Origin of the sequence: Acinetobacter sp. V102_4 (genome assembly GCF_031799005.1) — a bacterium.
In the GTDB taxonomy this organism is placed as follows: Bacteria; Pseudomonadota; Gammaproteobacteria; order Pseudomonadales; family Moraxellaceae; genus Acinetobacter; species Acinetobacter calcoaceticus.
In genome coordinates, this window is sequence record NZ_JAVQNR010000041.1 from 1 (window position 1) to 26364 (window position 26364).

Here is a 26364-nt window from a genome sequence, read left to right on the forward strand (position 1 = left end):
GGAATCCTGAATGCAGACGAGTTAGGTACAGATGGCAGCTTCAATGCACAAGTGGCGTTGGGACCAGATGCAATCGATGGCACAGTGGTGAATGTTAACGGTACCAACTACACCGTGACTGCAGCTGACCTTACAAATGGCTTTATCACAGCAACTCTTGCGGCAACAGCGGCAGATCCTGTGACTGGTCAGATTGTGATTCACGCTGAGGCTGTAGATGCACAAGGTAACGTAGATGTTGCAGATGCAGACGTGACCTTAACCATCGACACAACTCCACAAGATCTGATTACAGCAATTACGGTTCCTGAAGACTTAAATGGCGACGGTATCTTAAACGCTGCGGAACTTGGTACGGACGGTACTTTCAATGCACAAGTGGCATTGGGACCAGATGCAATCGATGGCACAGTGGTCAATGTTAACGGTACTAACTACACCGTAACTGCAGCTGACCTTACAAATGGCTTTATCATAGCAACTCTTGCGGCAACAGCAGCAGATCCTGTGACTGGTCAGATTGTGATTCATGCTGAGGCTGTAGATGCACAAGGTAACGTAGATGTTGCAGATGCAGACGTGACAGTAACACTTGATGTTACTCCACCAGATATCACTACAACAGTGTTAGCAATTGACCCAGTTACTGCTGATAACATCCTGGATGCTACCGAAGCTGGTGGAACTGTGACCTTAACGGGCACGTTGACCAACATCCCTACAGATGCGGCCACAACAGGTGTTGTGGTGACTGTAAACGGAGTGAACTACGTTGCAACAGTAGATGCAGCAGCGGGTACTTGGACCGTTGATGTAGCTGGTAGTGGCCTTGCAGCGGATACAGATTTAACTGTTGATGCTACAGCTACTTTCACAGACCTTGCTGGAAACAGCAGTACTCTGCAAGATACGCAAACTTATACTCTTGCAGGTTCTATCGTTGCCTTTGACAACTTTGATACAGCCGTACTTGCTCCTCAACCATTGCTTGTACAAGATGATGCCTCTTTAGGTAGCGAAACTTACCTAGCCTTGGTTTCACTTGCTGGACTTGATTTACAACTTGGTTCTGAAGCAATTGATTTTACAGTGGGTGCTGGACAAGAAGGTAACGCGACATTTACTTACAGTGCTTTAATTGGAGTGGATGCATTATCTGACTACTCTTTAGTTGTTCAAAAATTTGATACAACAACAGGTCAATGGACTGCAATTTATGGTGGTGGCCAAGCGGATATTCTTGATCTTACTTTACTAGGTTCAACACCTGGTGTAGTGATTGATGGTTTAGAAGAAGGTCAATACCGTGCATTCATGACTTATAACGGTCTTCTAGGCATCGGTTTACTTGGTACCTTAACAGGCACAATGGATGTTTATGACACGACACAAGTAGGCGGCTACTACACTGAAGTTGCTGATGGTAACGTCATAACAGAAATAAATGATGCTGGTGAAGTAGACGTTGTGACTCCAACAACAGTTGTAAGTGCCGTTAACGGTCAACCTGTTGTAGCAGATGGCACGATCATTAATGGTGCTTACGGTACATTGGAAATCAACCTTGATGGTTCATACACTTATACTCCTACTGCAAGTGCGGCAGGTGTAGGTCAAACAGATCAATTTGTATATACATTGACTGATCCTGTGACTGGCGATACGGCTCAAGCAAATCTCAATATTCAATTGAGCTCTGTGAAAGCGGTAGACAATGTAGTAACGGCAGAAATTAATCCAGAGCCATTACTTGTTGCAGATGATGTTGCTCTTGGTAGCTCAACTTACCTTGCAGCCGTATCGTTGGCTGGTCTGGACTTACAATTGCTTGGTAACGATGCAATTGAATTTACTGTTGATCCAAACCGTGAAGGTACAGCAACGTTCACATTCGATGCGATAATCACTGCCGATTTACTCAGTGATTATGCGATTGTTGTTCAGAAGTTTGATGAAGCAACAGGACAATGGGTATCGATTGGTGGAACTAATCCAGAAGCTTCTCTCATAGATCTATCACTCATCGGTGGTACACCAACAGCCGTGCTTGAAGGATTGGATGCTGGTCAGTACCGTGCATTCATCGGATATGAAGGTTTGCTAGGCATAGGCTTAGGCGGAACATTAACTGGTACGATGGATGTCTATAATCCATACATCGTGGCTGGTTACTCTGTTGAACCGATCTCTGGTAATGTCATCAAAGATGCAAGCCTCACTGGTGAAGTTGATGCGGCAAGCAGCAGTGCTGTGATCTCTCAAGTTAACGGTGTTGCTGTTGATCCAGCTACTGGTGCAACAATTGTTGGTACTTACGGTACCTTGGTGATCGATCAAGATGGTAACTACACATATACACCAACTGTAAATGGGGCAAACCTTGGTCAGGTAGATCAATTTACCTACACCTTGCTTGATCCTGTAACAGGTAACACTTCTGAGGCAACACTTTATGTCCGCCTTGACAGTGACAGTGTAGATATGACTTGGAACGATGCAGATCCATCTCAACCAGCTGTAATTACTAGTCCGCTTCCAGTAGATGCAATGGATAACGTTGCTTCGGCTGAAATAGACATGGTGTATCCAGTAACAACTGAGGTACTTGATAATGCGATCAGCTATAACTGGTTACTCGGTGTAGGTGGAATTGTTATCGGTTCTAGAGAAGGTACAGCGACATTTACAGTTGACCCAGGTAACCTTACTGATGCCATTATTGCAGTGAACTTCGGTTCGGTTGCAACGGTGATTGATGGTTTACATGTGGTATTAACTCGAGTAAATCCAGACGGCTCTCGTACTGTGGTTGCTGATAGTTCTGATACTGGTGTGATTGATTTGTTAGGTATCTTTGGTTCGGAAGTTCAATTCAAGATTGATAACTTAAGTGCCGGTACTTATGAATTGTTCATGGAAAGCAACACACTTCTAACAGCTCTAGGTAGTGTTACTGCGGATATCACACTAAATCATGGTGATATTACTCAGCCTCCTGTACTGGTTGTTGATCCTGTGATTGGTAACGTACTTGCTGATGATAACTCTGCTGTTTACGGTACAAACTATGTACCAGACTACATTACGACAACTTCAGTAGTAACTACAGTTACAGCTGAAAATGGTAATACGTCTGCGGTTGTAGCAGGTACCCCAGCAACGATTGTTGGTGCATACGGAACTCTGACTATTGGTGCAGATGGTACTTATAGTTATCAGGCAACTGCAAATATGGCGAATGTAGGTAAAGTTGATAGCTTCACTTACACCGTCACAGACCCAGTGACTGGTAGAACTGATACAGCTACATTACATGTTCAAGTTGGTTCACCAGATGTTGATGTAACTTGGAACACAGCGGATCCTTCGGCAGACGCTACACTTCCAACACCTGCTGTAACAGCTGATACAGATGATGCAACGATCAGTATGGCACCAGTGGTAGACCCACTTGTGGATGTGGTAAGTGGTAATGTGACCATCGGTAACTTGGTTGGTTTCCCAATTCCACTTCCTGTACTCAGCAGTACGGTAACGTCGGATCAATTTGTGATTGCTGCTAATACAGTAAGCGATGTACATGTACAGTTGAACTACACTGCATCATTAAGCTTGTCTGCTTTCCCAACAACTGGATATACAATTCAGCAGTTCGTTGGTGGAACATGGGTTGATACTGCATATTCAGGTTCTGCAACTGCCTTGGCAGGTGTACTCGGTGCTCCGGCATTCTCGGCAGATGTACCACATTTGACGGCGGGTACTTATCGAGTTGTATTCAGTTTATCAAGTGTGCTTTCACTAGGTGTGATAACTCTAGACTCTGTAGTGACAACTACAGCGACTCATCTAGACCAATACACACCAGATGGTCAAACAGACTGGATTACTGGCAACGTACTTACTAATGATGTCGTAGAAGGTACTCAGCTCTATGTAATGAACTCAACAACTGGCACATATGAGCTAGCTGCGGGTCAAGGAGTGAATACAGGTGAAGGCACATTGTATCTATACAATGATGGCTCTTACTTCTACAAACCATTAGACAGTGCTGCGAATGCGACAATCGATGTGGTTGATTACAAGTTAGTTTCGGTGATTGATGGTAGTGAATACACTTCTTCATTGACGATTAACTTGAGTCAAGAGTTGAATAGTCTTGCAGTAAGTACCGCGGCAAATGATACATTTGCTCTTGGTAACGGCTCGGATACCTTGATCTACAACACATTAACAGCTGCGAGTGTCACTAACGCAACTGGTGGTAACACAACAGGTGGTGGTGTAGATATATGGACTGACTTCCATGTAGGTAATACTGCAACTGATGATCAGGCTGATAAGATTGACTTGAGTAACTTGTTAATTGGTTCTCAATCTAACTTAACAATCGGTCAATATGTGTCGGTAAGCTACGATGCTGGTACTCAAACTGCGACAATCAGCGTAGACCGTGATGGTGGAGTACTCATCGAAGGTACTTACACTGAAACACCATTGCTTCAATTGACTAACCTCACAGGTCCAGTCACATTGAATGACTTGATCAACAATGGTCAAATCATTTTCTAATCTGACAATCGACTTATAGAAAAAAGAGCCTTCGGGCTCTTTTTTTATGTTTAAACAATACGTTAACTTTGCTTTTAGAAGGGGCATGATATGATGCTTGATTAGCGCTTTATAGAACAACAAACAATTAGGGACTGAATTCGAGTGACGGCATTTTTAAATTTCCAAAGACAACTTAACCTTTGGTTAGAACAAGTTGTTCAGCACGTTCCGAGTCTTAAACAGGATATTATTTTATTTTTATCTTATGGTCCCAAAGACCAAAGATGTAGCGTATGGCACAGTGAGAAAACCAATTTAGAGCAGGCTAAAAAACAATTATTAGATTTTATTGATGACCAATTTGCACAAGAACAACTGGCTGATTATATAAAAATCGATATCGCATATAATTTAATGCAACAGGTGTGGAAAGAAGTAGAACAACAGGTCCACCATCAATTTCACAACAACCATTACCGTAAAGGCATTGGCTTGGATGAACAATGTTCAGTGGCTTTTCTTGAACAAGAGATCTATGGAAAAGCAATTATTCGAGGCTTGAGCTACGACAAGCCGAACTTCTTTGATGAAACCAATCTGAATTATGCAATTAAGCAAAAATATAACGCTACAAAACCACAGATTAAACTACAAGAGTTGCAAGACATTTGGACTTTTGATACCTACGGAGCATTTTATGAAAATGGTCAATTCATTAATTTAGCGAGTCGCTATGATATAAATGGTATTAGGGCAATCTCAAATAATAAAAAACAGCATTTTAAGCTGTTAATTGAACAAAATTCGGCATTCCTGCATGACCAGATTCAAGAAAATGGCAAATTTATTTATGGTTATTTTTCTGCCTATGATCGAGACATTCGTAACTACAATACGGTACGCCACTGTACCTCGGCGTATGCTTTACTAGAAACATTTGAGGTGCAAAATAAGCCTGAATATTGGCCTAAAATTCATGCCGCGATTCACTATGCACTGACCAATTTTTATAAAGAAAAAGATTCATCAACCGCTTTTATGATTGATGGTAAAGAAGGGGAGTTGGAAATTAAACTGGGTGCCAATGCGGCAGCTATTTTAATGCTGACAAAATATCAAGAAATTACCCAAAAAACTGATTATCAAAAATATGCAGAGAAACTCGCAAATGGTATTTTGAAATTAGTAGATTCAAATGGATCAACGACTCATGTATTAAATTATCCAGATTATGATTTAAAAGAAAAATTCAGGATTATTTATTATGATGGAGAAGCTGCTTTAGCTTTATTACGTTTATACCAAATTAACCAAGATTCTAGATTATTAGAAACAGTTAAATTAATGTTTGAATATTTTATTGAAAACAGATATGAAAAATATCATGATCATTGGTTAAGTTATTGTACCAATGAACTCACTAAAATATGCCCAGAAGATAAATATTTTATTTTTGGTCTAAATAATTATTTAAAACATTTTATTTTTATTCGAAATCGAAAAACGACATATGCAACTTTGTTAGAGATGTTAATGGCTGCTTATAAAATGGTGAGCCGTTTAAAAGAGCAGGAACGCACAGCACTTTTTGAGCAATCTTATATGTCTGAGCTTCAAAAACTAATTGAGTTTAGAGCAGATTTTCAAACTACAGGATTTTTTTATCCGGAAATGGCCATGTATATGGCACGCCCCGATAAAATTTTACATGCGTTTTATATTCGACATGACCGTTTTCGAGTACGGATTGATGACCAAGAACATAACTTGTCGGGTTATATCGCCTATGTAAAAGATTACAAAGGTGATGAGCCATGAAATATCAACCCGTTGAGATTAAGTTATTAGCACATGTCGACACTACAAGTTTTGATGAAACTTTATGGCAATTCGAATTTGATGATGATGTTTCAACGCTATTACTTATCGACTATGCATTAGAGCAATTTCAGCAAAACAACATACAAGCTCAAGATGTCTATGCCGTGCCTGAACACCTATCTGAGCAAGCAGGTCAGCACAATCTAGGCCTAAAGTCTTCTGAAAATTACACCTTTACTGAGCTATTACAGTTTTTAATTTTTACCCAAGCAGCAGATGTAAAAAATGCTTTAAGCAATATGCTTTACGGTACAAGTGAAAAAGCGCATTTAATTTTGTCCGAAAGAGCTGATATCTATCACTTAAATTTTAAAAAAGAAGGTAAACGAAATCAGCTAAAACATTTGTTTTTATTAGTCAAAAATATTTATACCTATCCAGCTGAAATCAGAAAATTTTTCTTTATTAAAGAGCTTATTTTTAAAGGAAAGCCTTATCTTCCCCAGACGCCATTAATGGCTCAATCAGTCGTAACGGTCTTATACCTCTCTAATTCGTTTCGAGAAATTTATCTCACATTTTTTGAAAAAAACCAGACTGTTGGTTTCTTTTCATTTTTAGATGATATTCATCGGATTGAACATTTGGTTCCTTACTATCACTGCTTTCAAGAGCAGAACGTAAAAGCTAAAGTTTGCTCTACTCAAAGTGGCATGATCAACATTTTGGGAGATACTTATTTTGGGGAGATCTATACAGAAAAGCGCAAGTCTAAGGGGCAAAAAGATGCTCTACAACAATATGGATACAGCTATTCATTCGAAAAAATAAAAGCTTTTTTAGGTGAAAATGACTTAAATATCGCTAACTTTGAAGCAGTATTTTCTTTAGAAGATCAATCACCATTAGGGCATAAAAAGCCGTTTATTCTTAAAGCTGAGGCTGAAAAAACATTAGCAGAATTTAAGAATATTCACCTTAACCATGTTGTGTTGGCCAATAACCATCTAAAAGATCATGGCAATAGTGGAATAACTTATACATTACAACAATTTGATCAGGCCAAGATTTCTTATATTGGCGCAGGATTGAACCAAAAAGCTGCCCATAGCTACTTTGAAATCGCATTTAATAACAAGCATTACGCTATTTTTAATGGCTATTGGCACAGAGATACAGCCTATTTAGATTATGATTTTTACGCTTTAGCGCACAAGAGTGGAGTGGCTTGTCTAAATGGAGTTTTAATTGAGCAAATAAGCCATTATAAGTTGGCTCATCCTCACCATAAAGTCATCGTTATTTGTCATTGGGGCGTTGATTTTAAACCTATTACAAAAGAACAAACTAAACTTGCCAATATTTTAACCCAAGCTGGGGCCGACCTTGTGATTGGGCATGGTGCGCATACTGTTCAACCCATTCAATTCATTCATCAAAAGCCTGTAGTATTTGGTATTGGCAATGCAGTTTTTAATAGTAACGGTGAGTATGCAGAGCACGATGCTCTACCATATGGGTGTATAGCACGGCTAGATTTGTCAAAAGATCGACTGCGTTTATATCCGATCTATACCAATAATTTGAAAACATTTTGGCAGCCATATCCAGTCAATGAGGAAGATTTTTCAAAGGCCAGCAGTTATATGACTTCATTACTGGCCCAAGAAAATTATAGTTTGGCTCAAGATAAATTAGGTTTTTATGTAGAGCTTGGTTTCTAAAATATTTTAAGGATAACTTTGATAATTCGATAAAATTGTTTGAAGTTGTACAGGTGTAAAACCTAAATTCCTTAATCCACCACTACCACGTTTACATTCAGCACTCGCCATAATATTCGTTGGAGTCCGTTTTGTAGCATTCGGTGCGCAAACATGTTTTAGACCAAATGCATGCCCCATTTCATGAACGCTTCCTGCCTGAATATTATAATTTAAACGATTCCAGTCTAACAAAACAAAGGGTTCACCATTGTTGCGAAAAGCTCTGCTAGTTACGTCTTCAAATTTCCATTTAGGTGAGTATGCATCGTAAATAAAAATAATGACTTCTTTACTTGCTGTGCGTTTTGGAAAACAGGTCTTTATGCTTGCCGGAATCGTTTCGAGGGAAATAGGATAGGGCTGATTAATTTGCTGCTTAAGGTCACATCGTAACTGAATGAACTGTTCATATGGGATATAACGGTTTAATTTGAACTTAAAGATTTTATTGTTTTTATCATCTACATAATATTTATTTAATATTTTAATTTCTTTCCGCATTTGTTGATAATTATCAAACTTTACAGCTTCCGGAGAATTAGTGGTAAAAACGAAAGTAACTGGAACAATAGGGCGACCATCTATAGATACTTTAGGTACTTCTCTTGAAGGAAGAATTGGGGGGCGAGTAGTACAAGAAACACATAGTAAAGTCCCAGTCACTACCAGTATGGCTTTTTTCATGCAGATCTCCCTCAAACCTACCTTGGATTACATTTAATTTTAGTCAAATTTTTTTATATGATATGAAGAATGTCAATTTTTATGGAGTCCATTTTGACAACTCAGTATGAACTACATCGGCAGATTTTAGAAGTCATTGCTTTGATTCCTTACGGAAAAGTTGCAACTTATGGGCAAGTCGCTCGTATGGCAGGTTTACCTAAACATGCGAGATTAGTTGGCTATGTCCTTAAGCATCTTGAAGCAGATCATCAAGTACCATGGTATCGCGTTATTAATTCTCAAGGCAAAATTAGCCTAAGTAAATTTAATGAAAAGGGTGAAAATGTTCAACAGTTAAAGCTGGAAGCTGAAGGCGTCTATTTGTTAAATGGGAAAGTAAACTTAAAGCAATTTGCTTGGCAGCCTTAAATTGACTTAAGGGCTATTTATTTAAAAATAATTGCCTAAATTATTAAGATCAACAAGATAGGCAATATGGAAGTTATCGAACAATCAAAACAGGAATATGGCTTTCGCCTAAGACTTTTTGTGCAACGCTACCCAGCACCAGTTTTCGGACACCAGTACGACCATGTGAACCCATCACAATGAGATCAACATTTAAGTCTTGAGCAGCCTCAATAATTTCTTCATGTACAACAAAACCTTCCAATAACTTAGTTTCAACCGTAATGCCTTCATTGGCAAATTCTTGTTTTGCTTGTTCTAAAATATCGAGTAAATAGGTTCTTGTGCGTTCAATTAAATCATTAGTTTGACCAGTTTTTACATAGGCATCGGCTATATAAGGGTCAAGTGCCATAACTTGTACAACCGTAATTTTGCTATTTAGCGCTTTTCCCAGTTTGATCGCCTCTTTCATGGCGATCATTGAAGTTTCAGAACCGTCAATTGGTACAAGAATATGTTGATATAACATGAGTGTTTTCCTTATTGTAATGATGCCTATTTATTCAATACTTTATACTTATTTTTTGACGATTTAAATTCAAGCACGTAATCATTTGTGACTTTATAACAATAAATTCTTCTAGATAAACTTTTATAGATTTCGCAAATTTTCCATATGTGTAGATAAAGCAGCTATATCATCAGTTTGTAAATATTCACGTATTTTCAAAATTTGCTTCTCATCTAAATCATACAGTTTTAAAGCAAGCAGTTTATCGATTTGTTCGTGAGGAAAGCGATATTTAATAATTTTCGCAGGCACGCCACCTACAATTGCATAGGGTGGAACATCTTTAGTTACTACAGCTCCAGTTGCAACCACTGCACCTTCACCTAGTTTGACACCTTGCATAATCATTGCACGACTACCAATCCAACAGCCATCGGCAATAACTGTGTCACCAGCAGCTAAAAAGCTACGTGTATCAAAAGGAAAAGTCGAAATCCAGTCGGGTCTATGAAGTTGGTTACCACCCATCATGATTACGCATTCAGCGCCAAAACAAACAAAATTACCAATATAAAGTTGATCAATCGGTTTGTCAGGTGTCGAGGCTTTGTCATGTAAATAACGTACAACACAACGTTCAAAACCTTGGTCCCAATAGGCTGAATAATATGAATAATGACCTTTAATATGGATATTCGGGTTTTTAACAGTTTTGGAAATAAACTCAAATTCACACCAATGACGAACTGGGGTGTTAATTAAAGAAGTATCCATTTGTGATTTCCCAAAAATATATCAATGGTATTAAATAAAAACCCCTCATAAAGAGGGGCTAGTTGTGTATTATCTTAGAGATATTCTACACTTACGATTTCATATTCGACTTCGCCTTGAGGAGTCACGATTTTTACTTCATCGCCTTCACTTTTACTCAAAAGACCACGTGCGATTGGTGAGTTCACAGAAATTTTATTAATTTTAAAATCTGCTTCGTCATCGCCTACAATTTTATAAGTCTTACGTTCTTCGGTATCCAGGTTTTCAATGGTGACAGTCACACCAAATACAACACGACCATTTTGCTCAAGTGTTTTGACATCAATTTCTTGAACTGCACCGAGTTTACCTTCGATATCCTGAATACGTCCTTCACAGAAACCTTGCTGTTCACGAGCAGCATGATATTCAGCGTTTTCCTTTAAATCACCGTGCTCACGTGCTTCAGCAATCGCTTGGATAATACGTGGGCGTTCAACAGATTTTAAATGTTGTAATTCTTTCTCTAAGGCAATTTTACCTTCAGGGGTCATTGGATAGCGTTGCATTTTGGTCCCTCTTAATTTGAGAAAACACAGTTAAAAAAATGAAAAAATCCCGCCACCGATAAGGTGACGGGACTTATCGGTAACAAATTAACCTACAGTTAAATCTTGCAAGCGGTATACATCCATTGGCAATTTCACAGCAAAGGCTTGGCAAACAGCTTCTGCACCATTGATAGTCGTTGTGTAATACACTTTGCCTTGTAGGGCAGCACGACGAATCATTGCAGAGTCATATTGAGCCTGTTTACCTTCAGTGGTATTGACAATAAGGTGTATTTCACCATTTTTCAAGCGGTCAACAATATGTGGACGACCTTCAGTTACTTTATTCACAGATTCACATTCTAAACCTGCTTCTTTAAGCACTTGGTATGTACCACCTGTTGCAATAAGCTTGAAGCCATATGCAGCTAATTTCTTAGCGATATCTGCAATATATTTCTTGTCAGATTCACGTACTGATAAGAAAGCATGTTTCACTTCGCCTTCGGTTGGTAAACCTGGTAAGCGTTCATTTGAGCCTAAAACAGCTTTATAGAATGCTTCACCAAATGTTTTACCTACGCCCATTACTTCACCTGTAGATTTCATCTCAGGACCAAGCATTGGATCTACGCCTTGGAATTTAGCGAATGGGAAAACAGCTTCTTTCACAGCAAAGTGTGTTGGAATGATTTCTTTAGTAAATCCTTGAGATTCAAGTGATTGACCAGCCATACAGCGTGCAGCTACTTTTGCTAAAGAATCACCAATACATTTCGATACGAATGGAACTGTACGTGAAGCACGTGGGTTAACTTCAAGAATGTAAACATCATCGCCTTTAACTGCGAACTGAACATTCATCAAACCAACCACACCAAGTTCTTTTGCCATCGCAACAGTTTGACGACGCATTTCATCCTGAATTTCTTTTGATAAAGAATAAGGAGGAATTGAACATGCTGAGTCACCTGAGTGAATACCAGCTTGTTCGATGTGCTGCATAATACCGCCGATCACAACGTCTTTACCGTCAGATACACAGTCAACATCAACTTCAGTTGCATCATCTAGGAAACGGTCAAGAAGGACAGGAGCTTCATTAGATGCCTGAACTGCTTCACGAAGGTAACGTTTAAGCTCTTCTTCGTTATATACGATTTCCATTGCACGACCACCTAATACATAAGATGGGCGAACAACTAACGGATAACCTACTTTTGCAGCTTCAGAGATACCTTCTTCAGCAGATTTTACAATGCTGTTGTTTGGTTGACGAAGCTGTAAACGTTGGATCATTTGCTGGAAACGTTCACGGTCTTCTGCACGGTCAATTGCATCTGGTGATGTACCAATAATTGGTGTACCAGCTTCTTCTAAAGCACGTGCCAATTTAAGAGGAGTTTGACCACCGTACTGTACGATTACGCCTTTAGGCTTCTCTGTACGTACAATTTCAAGCACATCTTCAAGTGTTACAGGCTCGAAGTATAGACGGTCAGATGTGTCATAGTCGGTAGAAACAGTTTCAGGGTTACAGTTAACCATGATTGTTTCATAACCATCTTCACGCATAGCAAGCGCCGCGTGTACACAGCAGTAGTCAAATTCGATACCTTGACCAATACGGTTTGGACCACCACCAATCACCATGATCTTGTCACGATTTGATGGGTTTGCTTCACACTCTTCATCGTAAGTTGAATACATGTATGCAGTACCAGATTCAAACTCGGCAGCACATGTATCAACACGTTTGTAAACTGGGTAAACACCCAAATTCCAACGTTGTTTACGGAATTGCTTTTGTGAAATACCCATGAGGTCAGCAATACGCAGGTCAGATAAACCTTTGCGTTTGAAAGCACGGATATTGTCAGCGTTTAAGTCACCAAAACCTAAAGCTTTTACTTCAGCTTCAGTTTTAACGATGTCTTGAATTTGAATGAGGAACCAACGGTCAATTTTGGTTGCTTCAAATACTTCATCTAAAGAGAAGCCATGACGGAAAGCATCTGCTACATACCAGATACGCTCAGGGCCTGGAACTTTAAGCTCTTTTAAAATGGTTTCTTTTGCATTTGTTGCGCCAGCTTCGATTTTTTCATCAAAACCGCTTACACCAACTTCAAGACCACGTAATGCTTTTTGTACAGATTCCTGGAAGTTACGGCCAATTGCCATTACTTCACCAACAGATTTCATCTGAGTGGTTAATACAGGTTCTGCTTGTGGGAATTTCTCGAAGTTAAAACGAGGAATCTTTGTTACAACATAGTCAATCGATGGTTCGAAGCTTGCAGGAGTCACGCCACCAGTGATGTCATTTTTCAATTCATCAAGAGTATAACCAACAGCAAGTTTTGCTGCGATTTTTGCGATTGGGAAACCTGTTGCTTTAGAAGCAAGAGCAGATGAACGAGATACACGAGGGTTCATCTCGATGACAACCATACGTCCATCTTTCGGGTTAATACCGAATTGAACGTTAGAACCACCTGTTTCAACACCAATTTCACGAAGAACTGCAACCGAAGCATTACGCATCAATTGATATTCTTTGTCTGTTAATGTCTGAGCAGGAGCAACGGTAATTGAGTCACCAGTGTGAACGCCCATTGGATCGAAGTTTTCGATAGCACATACGATAATACAGTTGTCGTTTTTGTCACGAACAACTTCCATTTCGTACTCTTTCCAGCCAATTAAAGATTCATCGATCAATAACTGGTGAGTAGGAGAGAGGTCAAAACCACGTTCACAAATTTCAAGGAATTCTTCGCGGTTATATGCAATACCACCGCCCGAACCACCCATTGTAAATGATGGACGAATAATTACAGGAAAACCAAAGCGCGACTGGATTGTTAAAGCTTCTTCCATTGTTTCAGCAATGGCAGCTTTTGGACATTCCAAGCCAATTTTGCGCATAGCGATATCGAAGAGTTTACGATCTTCGGCTTTCTCAATCGCTTCTTTGCTTGCACCAATTAATTCAACATTATATTTAGCAAGAACGCCGTGCTCATCAAGTGCGAGGGCACAGTTCAATGCAGTTTGACCACCCATAGTTGGCAATACTGCATCTGGACGTTCTTTTTCAATAATCTGTGCAACTGTTTGCCAAGTAATCGGCTCAATATAAGTTGCATCAGCCATTGAAGGATCTGTCATGATGGTTGCTGGATTAGAGTTAACCAAAATAACACGATAGCCTTCTTCACGAAGTGCTTTACACGCTTGAGCACCTGAGTAGTCAAACTCACATGCTTGTCCAATCACAATCGGGCCAGCACCAATAATTAAGATGCTTTTAATATCCGTACGTTTAGGCATTATTCGCTCCGTAATTACTGTTTAGATGCTTCGATAAGTTCGATGAAATGATCGAACAAAGGTGCACAATCATGTGGACCAGGGCTTGCTTCAGGGTGACCTTGGAAGCTGAAAGCTGGTTTGTCTGTACGGTGGATACCTTGTAAGGTGCCATCGAACAATGATTTATGCGTTGCTTTTAAGTTAGCCGGTAAAGTTTCTGCATCTACAGCAAAACCATGGTTCTGTGAAGTAATCATCACTGTACCATCTTCAAGATTTTGTACAGGATGGTTAGCGCCGTGGTGACCATGGTTCATTTTTACAGTTTTTGCGCCAGAAGCGAGTGCCAGAATTTGGTGCCCTAAGCAGATACCAAATACAGGTAATGTTGTGGTTTCAACAATAGTTTTTACAGATTCGATCGCGTAATCACAAGCAGCTGGGTCGCCAGGACCATTTGAGAGGAATACGCCATCCGGATTAAGTGCCAATACTTTTTCAGCCGGAGTTTCTGCAGGAACAACGGTTAGTTTGCAACCGCGGTCTGCAAGCATACGCAAGATGTTGGTTTTGACACCGTAATCGTATGCAACTACATGGTATTTTAATTCAGGTTGAGAGAAGCCTTTGCCTAAGGTCCATGAACCTTCAGACCATTCAAAACCTGTTGGATCACAACATTCTTTTGCAAGGTCTAAACCGTTTAAGCCACCAAAAGCACGTGCTTTTGCAATTGCTTCTTCTTCTGTAATATTTTCGCCAGCAAGGATACATCCGTTTTGGGCGCCAGTCTGACGTAAAATACGAGTCAGTTTACGAGTATCGATATCTGCGATAGCAACAACATTATGCGCTTGCAAATATTCACTCAACGACTGCTCAGCACGGAAATTACTGTGTAGTAGTGGAAGGTCACGAATAATTAAACCATTCGCCCATACTTTATGGATACGACCAGATTCAACGTCTTCCGAGTTGCAACCAGTGTTGCCAATATGAGGGTAAGTTAATGTCACAATTTGTTGTGCATAACTTGGGTCAGTCAAAATTTCTTGATAGCCTGTCATGGCTGTGTTAAAAACGACTTCTCCAGTCGTATTTCCCGGTGCGCCGATTGACGTTCCTTTAAAGATCGTTCCATCTGCGAGGGCTAAAATGGCGGGGATGCTCAAACCAAAGCTCCTGAATTTCGGCTGTAAAAAAGCGAGTAGACCCAAAAAAGATCGGCGATGTTTGGATAAAACATGCCCTCCCTATCGGTCTGCCCGCTTGTAACTTAACAGCGCATTATACGCATGGAACCCTCTAAAGTCTATTTCTTTTCTGCTAAAAAATATAATTCATTGCTTGCTTTTTACAAAAAAATATCCGCTTATCTGAATTAGATACTTTTGATAAATTGTCTAACAATTTGCAAGGGGAATTCTTGGAACTAGATTTATTGTATTGCTAGTTAAAAAATAAACAATATGAGGAAATAGTATGAGCAATAATGAAGTTTCAACAGATGTGAGCGAAAAAGCTCAAGCAGTCGTTGAGTCGGTAAAAGCTGAGGTTAATGAAGTGAAAGAAACCCTAGCTGCTACTACAACTAAGGCTAAAAAAACAGTAACTGCTAAAACTGCACAGGTAAAAGAAGCTGTTGCCGAAAAAACTGAGCAAGTTAAAGAAGTTGCTACAGAAGCAACAACTCAGGTAAAAGAGGCAATTACTGAGACTCAAGAACAAGTCAAAGAAGTTTTAAGCGAGACTCAAGAGAAAATTGAAGCTGAAACTCACGAATTAAATAAGAACATTCAAAATCAATTTGTTCAAATTAAACAAGATATTCTACAGCGTCTGGATGTGATTAAAGCTCAGTTTAGTACTTCACAAGAAGGCTTATCTGACCTTAAAAATGCTTTGAAAGCAGAAATTAATGCACTTATTGAAGATTTAACGAAAGTGAGCAAAGAGCTTAAGGGTGATATTAGCCAAATTTCTTTGAAACACAAAGATTCTCTAAGCGAAAGTATTAAGCGTACTAAAAGTAATGCAGTCGAAGCTTGGAATAAAGCACGAGACAATTAATGATCTCTGCTTTGATCCAGCTATAAAAAAGCGAGAATTAATTTCTCGCTTTTTTATTTTTAGAACTGATGTAACCAGTCACGTTTATTATGGAAATCTGCACTTTTTCCACTATGCTGCATTGCATAGTACTGCATACCTTCTTTGGTCTTTAAAACTGTGGTCAAACCTAAATAAAGGTTTGACCATTTCAAGCGATGCTGTTGCATAAATTGTCCTAAATCAAGACTAACATTTAAGCCATAGTGAGTACGCTTGAGATGATTCAGTTCAATATCGTAAGCAGCAAGGGGAGGTATACTTTCTGGATAGCGATATTCTTCAAACTGATATGACTGCCATGCTTGAGAAGGGGAAAGATTAATTTCCCGATAATAATCTTCACCATGCACGCCAACAAAAATTTCGAAACAAGTTTCTTCCCACAAAAAATCTTGACGAGGATGAGCCGCGACTTCTTGAGGCCAGATAATAAGTTGATTTGGATCGCGAATCCAAAAACCGATATTTAAGGTATAGGGTGCTTGCTGTTCAATTGCGCCAACAACGGAAACAGCTTGAAAACGATCAAAAGCTGAAAGTTCGTAACTTGCCATAGTTTGTCAAATTAAATTAGTTTGCTAGATGAGCGTGACGAACAAGATTAGATAAATGCTGGTTTTGTTTAGCTGCTTTTTTGTAAAGCAAAACAATTTTACCAATTTTTTGCACAGCTTGAGCACCTGTCGCTTCTACAATTGCGTCAATTGTTGCAGTACGTGCTTCACGGTCTTCACCAGCAATCTTAACTTTAATAAGCTCATGGTCATTTAAAGCACGAAGCGTTTCTTCGATTACCGCGTCAGTTAAGCCTTGTCCACCAATCATGACAACCGGATTAAGCACATGACCAATTTGACGTAAACGTTTACGTTCATGGATAGATAAAGCGGCCATTAAAAATACCTGATTTTAAAAACGGCTTAGTATAGCAAAAAACTTAAAACCAGATGTACGAAAAACTGTATAAATAATCGATCAACATTATTGGAAAAAAACTGTAAAACTTAGTGAGATTACGCTACATCCGTACTGTAATGAGAGTAATTTTCACGTACAATGAACGATCAGAAGTTTTTTTGATATTTAGTGAGTTATGGCAACACGCATTACAAACCAGAAATTGTCGAAAAGTAGTCGTGTATGGATGAGGGAACATCTGGACGATCCTTTTGTAAAAAAAGCACAAAAGGAAGGATATCGTGCTCGAGCAGCCTATAAACTTCTTGAAATCCAAGAAAAATATAAGTTGATCAAGCCAGGCATGACTGTAGTGGATTTAGGCGCGGCTCCTGGTAGTTGGTCTCAAATCGCTGGGAAACTCGTTGGTAGCAAAGGTTTAGTGGTTGCTTCCGACATTTTGCCTATGGATGCTTTGCCTGATGTCACTTTCTTACAAGGCGACTTTAGAGAAGAAGATGTATTTGAAAAATTGTTAAATATTTTAAATGGGCGACAAGTAGACATTGTAATTTCTGATATGGCCCCCAATACATCAGGTAATAGGGCCGTTGATCAACCTAGACAGATTTACTTATGTGAATTGGCTTTAGATTTCGCTCAAAAGGTTCTGGGTCCTAATGGACAATTTGTTGTTAAAGTGTTCCAGGGCACAGGATTCGATGAGTTTCGTAAACAAGTAGTTGATAGTTTTGATGTGTTAAAGACAGCAAAACCAGCAGCTTCTCGGGCGCGGTCTAAAGAGGTTTTTTTGATTGGACAAGGGCGTAAGAAAGCATTGCAATAAAGTTTACTTGCCAAGCTCCTAAAAATTGTGCATTTTGTACTTTTAGGTTATCCGCAAGCAATACAGTTGCTGCTTTTATGACGATCGGCCAAGATTGGGCATGATCAAATTAGATCGATATGGGAATAAAGCTTTGAGCGATTACTTCAAGAATGCCGTATTGTGGCTAATAATACTTGGTGTTCTGATTTTAATTTTCAGTAATATCAGTGACCGCAATAAGCCTACTGCGATGAAATATTCAGATTTCGTTGCAGCGGTGAATAGTGGCCAAATTAAGCAAGTCACAATTGACGGTTTAAATATTAATGGTGAAAAAACTAACGGATCACAGTTTGAAACTGTTCGTCCGCAAGTTGAAGACACTGAGCTTATGCCAAGCTTAAATAAACAAAATGTTGTTGTAGAGGGAACAGCTCCACAACGTCAAGGCATTTTGATGCAACTTCTCATTGCTAGTTTCCCTGTACTGTTAATCATTTTGTTATTCATGTTCTTTATGCGTAACATGGGTGGTGGTGCAGGCGGAAAGAATGGACCGATGAGTTTTGGTAAATCGAAGGCAAAAATGCTTTCTGAAGACCAGATCAAAGTCAATTTTTCTGACGTCGCCGGCTGTGATGAAGCAAAACAAGAAGTTGTTGAAATTGTAGATTTCTTAAAAGACCCAGCAAAATTCAAACGTTTGGGCGCTACTATTCCTCGTGGCGTACTTATGGTTGGTCCTCCGGGTACTGGTAAAACGTTATTAGCTAAAGCAATTGCTGGTGAAGCGAAGGTTCCTTTCTTCAGCATTTCAGGTTCTGACTTTGTAGAAATGTTCGTGGGTGTGGGTGCGTCCCGTGTCCGTGACATGTTTGAGCAAGCGAAGCGTCACGCGCCATGTATCATCTTTATTGATGAGATTGATGCAGTTGGTCGTCACCGTGGTTCAGGTACAGGTGGTGGTCATGATGAGCGTGAACAAACCTTAAACCAAATGCTTGTAGAGATGGACGGTTTTGAAGGTAATGAAGGCGTCATTGTTATTGCTGCAACTAACCGTGTTGATGTGCTTGATAAAGCATTATTACGTCCGGGTCGTTTTGACCGTCAAGTAATGGTTGGTTTGCCGGATATTCGTGGTCGTGAGCAAATTCTGAATGTACATTTGAAGAAGTTGCCTTCAGTCACGGGTGTGGACATGCAAGTCTTAGCGCGTGGTACACCAGGTTTCTCTGGTGCACAGTTGGCAAATCTTGTTAACGAAGCTGCATTATTTGCTGCACGTCGTAATAAGAATACTGTTGATATGCATGACTTTGAAGATGCAAAAGACAAAATCTACATGGGTCCAGAGCGTAAGTCGATGGTTCTACGTGAAGAAGAGCGTCGTGCTACTGCTTATCATGAAGCTGGTCATGCAATTGTTGCAGAGATTTTGCCTGGTACAGATCCTGTTCATAAAGTAACGATTATGCCACGTGGTTGGGCTTTGGGTGTAACTTGGCAGTTACCTGAACAAGACCAGATTAGCCATTATAAAGACAAGATGCTAAACGAAATTGCGATTTTGTTTGGTGGTCGTATTGCTGAAGAAGTGTTTATCCAACAGCAATCTACTGGTGCTTCAAATGACTTTGAGCGAGCTACTAAAATGGCGCGTGCAATGGTTACTAAGTACGGTATGTCTGACAAAATGGGTGTAATGGTTTACGAAGATGAAAACCAGAATGGTTTCTTTGGAAATGTAGGTAGTCGTACTATCTCTGAAGCAACTCAACAGTTGGTTGACGAAGAAGTACGCCGTATTCTTGATGAGCAATATAAAGTTGCGCGTAATATCTTAGAAGGTAATAAAGATATTGCACATGCAATGGTAAAAGCTTTGATGGAGTGGGAAACCATTGATCGTGATCAAATTCGTGACATTATGGAAGGTCGTGAACCACAACCACCTAAGGTCTATGTTGCTGAAAATCCAGTGGCTGCATTTGAACCACCAAAAGATGGTCCATCTACACCACCACCATTACCAGCAATGAACTAAACCAGTTAAAAAAAGAGCCACTATCATGTGGCTCTTTTTTTATGCGTGTATTTCAGACAAAGCCGAAAAGAAATCAACAGTATATCGAGCAGAGACTTGTTAAAATGTTGCCGAATATTAAATTGGAGCTTGTCATGCAGTTAATGCCTTTACCTCAGCAAATTCTACAATGTGGACAGCTTCAGTTAGATTTATCACAGCCTCACGTTATGGGCATTTTAAATGTCACACCAGACTCTTTTAGTGATGGTGGAAAGCATAATCAGTTAGATCAAGCTGTGGCGTATGCATTAAATATGATTGAACAAGGCGCCACAATTATAGATGTTGGCGGGGAATCTACTCGACCAGGTGCATCAGAGGTAAGTGTAGAAGAAGAGATACGACGAGTTGTTCCTGTAGTTGAAGCTTTAGCTAAACATGATGTGGTTCTATCGATTGATACAAGTCAGCCTGATGTTATCCGTGCAGCGAAAGAAGCGGGGGCACATATTTGGAATGATGTGCGTGCGCTTACTCGACCAGATGCATTAAAAACGGCAGCAGAGATAGATATACCTGTAGTGATCATGCATATGCGTGGGGAGCCCACCACAATGAATCAGCTAGATCAGTATACAGATGTAACGTTAGATGTAATGCAAGAGCTTCAGCAGCGTATTAATGAGGCTCTAGCCGCTGGTGTGAAAAAGCATAATATTATTATCGATCCGGGATTTGGTTTTGCAAAAAATGCACAGCAAAATTTAAAACTATTAAAAGAGTTTTGGAAACTTAATGATATGGGGTATCCAATTTTATCGGGTCTTTCTCGTAAACGTTTTATTGGTGAAGCTTTAAAGGGTGTAGCAGCAGATCAACGCGCGGTAGGAAGCGTTACAGGGCATTTGCTTAGTATTCAGCAAGGAGCATCCATTGTTCGTGCGCATGATGTAAAAGCCATGCATGATGCAATTCTCGTTTGGAAAGCGATGGAACAAGCTTGAAAAATAAGCTTTTATAAACAAATCATGATTAATTAATTTCATGGATTGGATGATTGAGTCAGGGAAATTTGTCGTTATTATTTTGAAAATATGTTATAAGCGGCAGGTTTCTGCTGCTGTGTAAACTTTTGTATGTTCGAAGACTTACTTCTCCCAATGTTTGATGATGAGTATTATCCAGATATTTTAGTCGCTGAACTCAAGCAGTTAATTGAACAATTTGCCAAAAAAGTTCAAAAGTCTGCTTTAGCTGATCAGGATATCTATCGATATGCTCATCAAACTGTTATTGAAATTAATGAAATGAAACCACAGTTTGAAGATCTGGATTCTTCACTAGATGATAGTGCTGCTGACTATATTGCTGAGGCAATGATGATGGTGGCGCAGGGTGCAGGATATTTAGATCTTGAGATGGAAGAGCTGGTTATGAATCGAGAGTGGTGATTACTCTCGATTCTCAATATTTTCAAATGCATCTAATAAATGACAAGATGCCTTTGAGTGAATTTCGTTTATTTCTTTAATTTTTAACACTAAAACACCATTCTCTTGATAATCGGCATCTGCTAATAAACTGATCCAATAGGTTTCTCGTTTTTGTTGTAATGCTTTGAATTTATCTATGATCTGCTCAGGTGCTTTAATTAAGTAATCATCTTTGGTAATAGAGCAGCGTGAAAAGTACCAGTTGTTATCTTTGAAAGAAATAGTGCCAGAAAAAAGATCTGTAGCGTAAACCTTGGATATGGAAAGGATGCTACACAGAAGTAATAATATTCTTATCATAAAATTCATTTTAATTAGGCATAAAAAAACCAGCTTACGCTGGATTCTTTGTAACACCAAATTCAATATTTGAAAATGGTGCCCGGGGCCGGACTCGAACCGGCACGCTTTGTGGGCGGGGGATTTTAAATCCCCTGTGTCTACCTATTTCACCACCCGGGCATGTGCGCAATAATAGATGACAAGACGGCGATTGGCAAGAGAAAATCGGATAGTTTGCTTTATTTTCAATCAGTTCGTACATGTATTTAAAAATAAGATCTACTTAAGTCATAATTTCTTCATCAAATTGAGATCAGTTGTTCATCTTATCTACTTAAGTTTAAGGCACTCATTGCTTAAAACTTAGGTAGTTGTATGTCAGAGAAAATTTCACGCCGAGAATTAATTCAAAAAAGTCTATTCGGTTTTGGGGCGCTGTCTTTGCCTGTAGCTTTCACGGGTTGTAACGATGGCTCAGACGATGAAAGTGCAGAGGCACAAGCAGATTTTTTACATGGAGTTGCGAGCGGCGACCCTTTGCAAGATAAAGTGATTTTATGGACGCGATTAACACCAGTAGATCTTAATGCACGCCTTAAAGTTACTTGGGAAATTGCCACTGATAATCAATTTAAGCAGAATTTAAAGACGGGGATGGTTGAAACGACCAAGACTGACGACTTTACGGTGAAGGTGGATGCAGCAGGATTACAGGCGAATACCATTTATTATTATCGTTTCCGTTTTGGGAATAAAATTTCATCTGTCGGTCAAACTAAAACATTACCAATAAGTACTAATAAAGTTACTTTTGCCGTATGTTCTTGCTCGAACTATCCGGCAGGTTACTTTTATGTTTACCGTGAAATGGCAAAGCAGAATGTCGATGTCATTATTCATTTAGGTGATTATATTTATGAGTATGGGGCAGATGGCTATGCGGCGGAAGATGCAGCAAAACTTGGTCGAACCTTACCAACAGATAATAATAAAGAAATTATCAAACTAGATGATTATCGCAAACGTTATGCACTTTATCGTCAAGATAAAGACTTGCAAGCAGCTCACCAGCGTCATCCTTTTATTGTAATTTGGGATGACCATGAGTTAGCAAATGATACTTGGCGTGATGGGGCCGAAAATCATCAAAGTGATGAAGGGTCTTTTTCTGATCGTAAATTAGCTGCTCTACAAGCTTATTTTGAATGGATGCCTATTCGACCAGTTACTAGCACAGATCATTTAAATATTTACCGACAGTTTAATTTCGGTTCATTGGTTGAGCTGACGATGTTGGATACGCGTATTATTGCGCGTGATAAACAGCTTGAATATGCTGATTATATGACAGCTGCTGGTTTGAATGCTCAAAAGTTTCAGGTCGACTTAACTGATCCAAAGCGTACTTTAATGGGCTATACACAAAGGGATTGGTTGGTTGATAAATTGAAGCAATCTACAGCAACATGGAATGTGATTGGTCAGCAAGTTCTAATGAGTAAGATGTGGATTCCTGCTGAGTTATTGTTGTCTTTAGGACAAATTACTTCGGGCGGAGCTTCGGCTGAAACCTTGGCTAAAATGAATGCGCAAATTACAGAGCTAGTCACCTTGAAATTGCGATTAGAACAGGGCGATCCAACATTAACTGCTCAAGAGAAAACGCGAGTCACAACAGTAGTGCCATATAACCTCGATGCTTGGGATGGTTATTATGCTGAACGTGAAACCGTATATGAAAGCTTAGCTAGTTTGAATAAGAAAGTTATTGTTCTGGCAGGCGATACTCATAATGCATGGGCATCTTATTTGTATAGCCAAAAAGGTCAATATGTTGGGGTTGAATTGGCGACGAGTTCAGTTTCTTCACCAGGCCTCGAAAAATATTTAAGTATTCCAATGGCTCAACTACAGCAGTTTGAATTTGCCTTTACTACGCTTATTGATGAATTGGCTTATTGTAATTTAAATCAGCGGGGCTATTTATTGGTTACGCTGGATCAAGCACAGGTGCAGTCGAACTGGATTTTTGTAGATTCAATTAAAAATGCAGAATATAAGGTAGATACAAGTCGAAAATATCAATTGGTATTAGATATGAATTTGACACCTGAAAAAGATAAGCAAAAAACCGCTTAGATATATTCGGTAGGGTAAGGGGTGCTAAGTAGCATCCTTTATTTTTTTATAGGCATAAAAAAACCAGCTTACGCTGGATTCTTTATGGCACCATTTTCAATATTAGAAAATGGTGCCCGGGGCCGGACTCGAACCGGCACGCTTTGTGGGCGGGGGATTTTAAATCCCCTGTGTCTACCTATTTCACCACCCGGGCTTTACCAAATTTGGAGGCGGAGGTCGGAATCGAACCGGCGTCCACGGAGTTGCAGTCCGCTGCATGACCACTCTGCCACCCCGCCTACATTTGGTGATGCACATATTAGCAACCTTTACAGAAAAAACAATACTGTTTTTAGTGAAGATGAACATAAAAGCAACATCTAGAATAAAATTGTCCAAATAATCATGTATTATTGGCATATTAAATTCATGTCTACCTTGGAGATGTGCTGTGGCATTGGTTTTAGACGGTCGCGCATTAGCAAAGCAAATTGAAGAAAATTTGTCGGTACGTGTTGAAGCTTTAAAAGCTAAAACAGGTCGTACCCCGATTTTGGCGACTATTTTGGTTGGGGATGATGGCGCATCTGCAACTTATGTACGCATGAAAGGAAATGCCTGCCGTCGAGTAGGGATGGATTCTTTAAAAATTGAATTATCACAAGAAACTACAACAGAACAATTATTAGCTGAAATCGAAAAGCTTAATGCCAATCCAGATGTTCACGGTATTCTTTTGCAACATCCTGTACCTGCACAGATTGATGAACGCGCATGTTTTGATGCGATTTCGTTAGCTAAAGACGTAGATGGCGTGACTTGCCTCGGTTTTGGCCGTATGGCAATGGGTGAAGCTGCATATGGTTCAGCAACTCCAGCTGGCATTATGACTATCCTAAAAGAGAACAACATTGAAATTGCGGGCAAACATGCAGTTGTGGTTGGTCGTTCAGCAATTTTAGGTAAACCAATGGCAATGATGCTTTTGCAAGCCAATGCAACAGTAACGATTTGTCATTCACGCACCCAAAACTTACCTGAGCTTGTAAAACAGGCTGACATTATTGTTGGTGCTGTGGGTAAGGCTGAACTTATTCAAAAAGATTGGATTAAACAAGGTACAGTGGTTGTTGATGCTGGTTTCCATCCTCGTGATGGCGGTGGTGTAGGTGATATCCAGCTACAAGGTATCGAAGAAATTGCTTCTGCATATACACCAGTACCAGGTGGTGTAGGTCCAATGACAATTACAACTTTGATTCGTCAAACTGTAGAAGCTGCTGAAAAAGCTTTAGGTTAATTTAATTAACGTTAGGCTGTTATTGATACGCGTAACCGTCATCCGCAATTGTTTGAGGCAGAAATACATTGAAAAATTAATGTTTCTGCGATGCTTTCGATTCTAGAGAGTATCTGCCGAGTTTTGCGGATGACAATGGTTTTGCCTACTTTTCCCGGAAGAAAAGTAGGTCCAACCGAAGGTTATTCTAAAAATTCAAATCATAATGGAATGACTCTGTTATGCTTGTTATAAAAATGAATTAAAAGAAATCTGATGAGCTGCACCTTTCAATTGACCAAAGCCCCTGAACATTTACTTCAAGCCTTGCATGAAGTCATCCCTCATTGTGAGTTAATAGCACAGCAGTTGCCGGAAACACCTATTTCTTTATGGTTGATTCCGCCAGTTTTTCCAACTGATCGCTTAGATGATGAAGTGATTCGCCGTATCTGGAATGACACGCCGTATTGGATTTTTTGTTGGGCATCTGGTTTGGCGATGGCGCAGTGGATACTTACGGAGCCGCATCATGTTAAAGATAAAGTAGTATTAGATTTTGGCGCGGGTTCTGGTGTTGTTGCAATTGCAGCAAAAATGGCTGGCGCTAAAAGAGTAATTTGTTGTGATATTGATCAAGTTAGTCTTGCAGCCTGTCGCGAAAATGCTTTGTTAAATGATGTTGAGCTGGAATATTTAGACGATTTATATAAAGCTGAACAGGTTGATATTTTATTGGCAGCCGATGTGTTATATGACCAGTGCAACCGTTTCTTCTTAGATGAGTTTTTAAAGTTTGCACCCGAAGTCTGGGTCGCAGATAGCCGTGTTAAAAACTTTAGTCATCCTAAATATCAAAAGATTGATGAAAGAAGTGCATCAACATGGCCAGACCTTGATGAAGCAAAAGAATTTAGAAATGTAAGCTTTTATAAGACGCTGTAAAAACAGCGTCTTTTTTTTAT

General features: G+C 39.5%; 21 protein-coding genes, 3 tRNA genes and 1 pseudogene. 13 read left to right on the top strand and 12 right to left on the bottom strand.

Annotated elements, in window-relative coordinates; translation table 11 throughout:
* From RMB13_RS12155 to RMB13_RS12165, 3 genes are all read left to right on the top strand, one after another.
* Window positions 1–4575 (top strand): type I secretion C-terminal target domain-containing protein (locus RMB13_RS12155; RefSeq protein ID WP_311085363.1); only part of this gene is annotated, 4575 nt, incomplete at its 5' end.
* A 144-nt stretch (window positions 4576–4719) separates the two neighbouring features.
* Window positions 4720–6375 carry a poly alpha-glucosyltransferase gene (locus RMB13_RS12160; protein ID WP_311085364.1) on the top strand — a complete coding sequence of 552 codons (1656 nt, stop codon included), beginning with the start codon at window positions 4720–4722 and terminating at the stop codon, window positions 6373–6375.
* Window positions 6372–8102, top strand: a complete 1731-nt coding sequence (locus tag RMB13_RS12165; protein ID WP_311085365.1) for a CapA family protein — start codon at window positions 6372–6374, stop codon at window positions 8100–8102. Before RMB13_RS12160 ends, RMB13_RS12165 begins: the two co-directional genes overlap by 4 nt.
* A 6-nt stretch (window positions 8103–8108) precedes the next feature.
* Here the strand turns inward: RMB13_RS12165 and RMB13_RS12170 are convergent, their stop codons facing one another.
* Entirely contained in the window at window positions 8109–8828 is a 720-nt protein-coding gene (locus RMB13_RS12170; protein WP_056481676.1) for a hypothetical protein, read from the bottom strand.
* 81 nt (window positions 8829–8909) lie between these two features.
* Here RMB13_RS12170 and RMB13_RS12175 point away from each other — a divergent pair, with 81 nt between their 5' ends.
* Entirely contained in the window at window positions 8910–9239 is a 330-nt protein-coding gene (locus RMB13_RS12175) for an MGMT family protein (RefSeq protein ID WP_080028334.1), read from the top strand.
* Between the two features lie 73 nt (window positions 9240–9312).
* On the opposite strand, the gene RMB13_RS12180 is transcribed toward RMB13_RS12175, so the two are convergent.
* From RMB13_RS12180 to carA, 5 genes are all read right to left on the bottom strand, one after another.
* Entirely contained in the window at window positions 9313–9750 is a 438-nt protein-coding gene (locus tag RMB13_RS12180; protein ID WP_005038709.1) for a universal stress protein, read from the bottom strand.
* Window positions 9751–9873: 123 nt separating this feature from the next.
* Window positions 9874–10506: a CatB-related O-acetyltransferase gene (locus RMB13_RS12185; RefSeq protein WP_311085366.1), complete on the bottom strand. Its 633-nt coding sequence runs from the start codon at window positions 10504–10506 to the stop codon at window positions 9874–9876.
* Between the two features lie 74 nt (window positions 10507–10580).
* Window positions 10581–11057: a transcription elongation factor GreA gene (gene greA, locus RMB13_RS12190; protein ID WP_003650066.1), complete on the bottom strand. Its 477-nt coding sequence runs from the start codon at window positions 11055–11057 to the stop codon at window positions 10581–10583.
* 87 nt (window positions 11058–11144) lie between these two features.
* Window positions 11145–14375, bottom strand: coding sequence for a carbamoyl-phosphate synthase large subunit (carB, locus tag RMB13_RS12195; RefSeq protein WP_005038712.1), 3231 nt, complete (start codon window positions 14373–14375; stop codon window positions 11145–11147).
* Between the two features lie 14 nt (window positions 14376–14389).
* Window positions 14390–15529 carry a glutamine-hydrolyzing carbamoyl-phosphate synthase small subunit gene (carA, locus tag RMB13_RS12200; protein WP_003650071.1) on the bottom strand — a complete coding sequence of 380 codons (1140 nt, stop codon included), beginning with the start codon at window positions 15527–15529 and terminating at the stop codon, window positions 14390–14392.
* A 123-nt stretch (window positions 15530–15652) separates the two neighbouring features.
* On the opposite strand from carA, the pseudogene RMB13_RS12205 reads away from it, so the two are divergent.
* Together RMB13_RS12205 and RMB13_RS12210 are read left to right on the top strand one after the other, a co-directional pair.
* Window positions 15653–15810: pseudogene (locus RMB13_RS12205) on the top strand (hypothetical protein).
* Between the two features lie 29 nt (window positions 15811–15839).
* Window positions 15840–16427: a hypothetical protein gene (locus tag RMB13_RS12210; RefSeq protein ID WP_311085367.1), complete on the top strand. Its 588-nt coding sequence runs from the start codon at window positions 15840–15842 to the stop codon at window positions 16425–16427.
* A 59-nt stretch (window positions 16428–16486) separates the two neighbouring features.
* On the opposite strand, the gene RMB13_RS12215 is transcribed toward RMB13_RS12210, so the two are convergent.
* Complete coding sequence (locus RMB13_RS12215; protein WP_198077511.1) at window positions 16487–17023, bottom strand: DOMON-like domain-containing protein; 537 nt, start codon at window positions 17021–17023, stop codon at window positions 16487–16489.
* Between the two features lie 16 nt (window positions 17024–17039).
* The gene (gene yhbY / locus RMB13_RS12220; protein ID WP_003650075.1) at window positions 17040–17363 is read right to left on the bottom strand and encodes a ribosome assembly RNA-binding protein YhbY; all 324 of its coding nucleotides are present in this window, start codon (window positions 17361–17363) and stop codon (window positions 17040–17042) included.
* 199 nt (window positions 17364–17562) lie between these two features.
* Between yhbY and rlmE the strand changes: the two genes are divergently transcribed.
* From rlmE to RMB13_RS12240, 4 genes are all read left to right on the top strand, one after another.
* Window positions 17563–18213 carry a 23S rRNA (uridine(2552)-2'-O)-methyltransferase RlmE gene (gene rlmE / locus RMB13_RS12225; RefSeq protein WP_005038716.1) on the top strand — a complete coding sequence of 217 codons (651 nt, stop codon included), beginning with the start codon at window positions 17563–17565 and terminating at the stop codon, window positions 18211–18213.
* Between the two features lie 133 nt (window positions 18214–18346).
* A complete protein-coding gene (ftsH, locus tag RMB13_RS12230) occupies window positions 18347–20242 on the top strand; it encodes an ATP-dependent zinc metalloprotease FtsH (protein WP_026056144.1) in 1896 nt (631 codons plus the stop codon).
* A gap of 134 nt (window positions 20243–20376) precedes the next feature.
* Window positions 20377–21228, top strand: a complete 852-nt coding sequence (gene folP / locus RMB13_RS12235; protein WP_311085368.1) for a dihydropteroate synthase — start codon at window positions 20377–20379, stop codon at window positions 21226–21228.
* 132 nt (window positions 21229–21360) lie between these two features.
* On the top strand, window positions 21361–21675 hold the full coding sequence (locus RMB13_RS12240) for a DUF5713 family protein (protein WP_005038721.1): 315 nt from the start codon (window positions 21361–21363) through the stop codon (window positions 21673–21675).
* On the opposite strand, the gene RMB13_RS12245 is transcribed toward RMB13_RS12240, so the two are convergent.
* On the bottom strand, window positions 21676–22017 hold the full coding sequence (locus tag RMB13_RS12245) for a hypothetical protein (protein ID WP_215901092.1): 342 nt from the start codon (window positions 22015–22017) through the stop codon (window positions 21676–21678).
* Window positions 22018–22093: 76 nt separating this feature from the next.
* A tRNA-Leu gene (locus tag RMB13_RS12250) sits at window positions 22094–22179 on the bottom strand.
* A gap of 195 nt (window positions 22180–22374) precedes the next feature.
* Between RMB13_RS12250 and RMB13_RS12255 the strand changes: the two genes are divergently transcribed.
* Complete coding sequence (locus RMB13_RS12255) at window positions 22375–24138, top strand: alkaline phosphatase D family protein (RefSeq protein ID WP_311085369.1); 1764 nt, start codon at window positions 22375–22377, stop codon at window positions 24136–24138.
* Window positions 24139–24248: 110 nt separating this feature from the next.
* Here the strand turns inward: RMB13_RS12255 and RMB13_RS12260 are convergent.
* Window positions 24249–24334, bottom strand: a tRNA-Leu gene (locus tag RMB13_RS12260).
* An 11-nt stretch (window positions 24335–24345) separates the two neighbouring features.
* Window positions 24346–24419 (bottom strand) — tRNA-Cys (locus RMB13_RS12265).
* Between the two features lie 152 nt (window positions 24420–24571).
* Between RMB13_RS12265 and folD the strand changes: the two genes are divergently transcribed.
* Both folD and RMB13_RS12275 read left to right on the top strand, forming a co-directional pair.
* Window positions 24572–25420 (top strand): bifunctional methylenetetrahydrofolate dehydrogenase/methenyltetrahydrofolate cyclohydrolase FolD, encoded by an 849-nt coding sequence (folD, locus tag RMB13_RS12270; protein ID WP_311085370.1) that lies wholly within the window; start codon window positions 24572–24574, stop codon window positions 25418–25420.
* A 255-nt stretch (window positions 25421–25675) separates the two neighbouring features.
* Window positions 25676–26344 (top strand): 50S ribosomal protein L11 methyltransferase, encoded by a 669-nt coding sequence (locus RMB13_RS12275; RefSeq protein WP_311085371.1) that lies wholly within the window; start codon window positions 25676–25678, stop codon window positions 26342–26344.
* The last annotated feature ends 20 nt before the right edge of the window (window positions 26345–26364 follow it).

Coding starts and splice junctions, on each gene's coding strand:
- RMB13_RS12185 (WP_311085366.1), bottom strand. CDS start 10,506: ATGGATACTTCTTTAATTAACACCCCAGTTCGTCATTGGTGTGAATTT.
- rlmE (WP_005038716.1), top strand. CDS start 17,563: ATGGCAACACGCATTACAAACCAGAAATTGTCGAAAAGTAGTCGTGTA.
- RMB13_RS12245 (WP_215901092.1), bottom strand. CDS start 22,017: ATGATAAGAATATTATTACTTCTGTGTAGCATCCTTTCCATATCCAAG.
- carB (WP_005038712.1), bottom strand. CDS start 14,375: ATGCCTAAACGTACGGATATTAAAAGCATCTTAATTATTGGTGCTGGC.
- RMB13_RS12170 (WP_056481676.1), bottom strand. CDS start 8,828: ATGAAAAAAGCCATACTGGTAGTGACTGGGACTTTACTATGTGTTTCT.
- RMB13_RS12255 (WP_311085369.1), top strand. CDS start 22,375: ATGTCAGAGAAAATTTCACGCCGAGAATTAATTCAAAAAAGTCTATTC.
- RMB13_RS12210 (WP_311085367.1), top strand. CDS start 15,840: ATGAGCAATAATGAAGTTTCAACAGATGTGAGCGAAAAAGCTCAAGCA.
- folP (WP_311085368.1), top strand. CDS start 20,377: ATGCAGTTAATGCCTTTACCTCAGCAAATTCTACAATGTGGACAGCTT.
- RMB13_RS12215 (WP_198077511.1), bottom strand. CDS start 17,023: ATGGCAAGTTACGAACTTTCAGCTTTTGATCGTTTTCAAGCTGTTTCC.
- yhbY (WP_003650075.1), bottom strand. CDS start 17,363: ATGGCCGCTTTATCTATCCATGAACGTAAACGTTTACGTCAAATTGGT.
- RMB13_RS12240 (WP_005038721.1), top strand. CDS start 21,361: ATGTTCGAAGACTTACTTCTCCCAATGTTTGATGATGAGTATTATCCA.
- greA (WP_003650066.1), bottom strand. CDS start 11,057: ATGCAACGCTATCCAATGACCCCTGAAGGTAAAATTGCCTTAGAGAAA.
- RMB13_RS12175 (WP_080028334.1), top strand. CDS start 8,910: ATGGAGTCCATTTTGACAACTCAGTATGAACTACATCGGCAGATTTTA.
- RMB13_RS12275 (WP_311085371.1), top strand. CDS start 25,676: ATGAGCTGCACCTTTCAATTGACCAAAGCCCCTGAACATTTACTTCAA.
- RMB13_RS12165 (WP_311085365.1), top strand. CDS start 6,372: ATGAAATATCAACCCGTTGAGATTAAGTTATTAGCACATGTCGACACT.
- RMB13_RS12180 (WP_005038709.1), bottom strand. CDS start 9,750: ATGTTATATCAACATATTCTTGTACCAATTGACGGTTCTGAAACTTCA.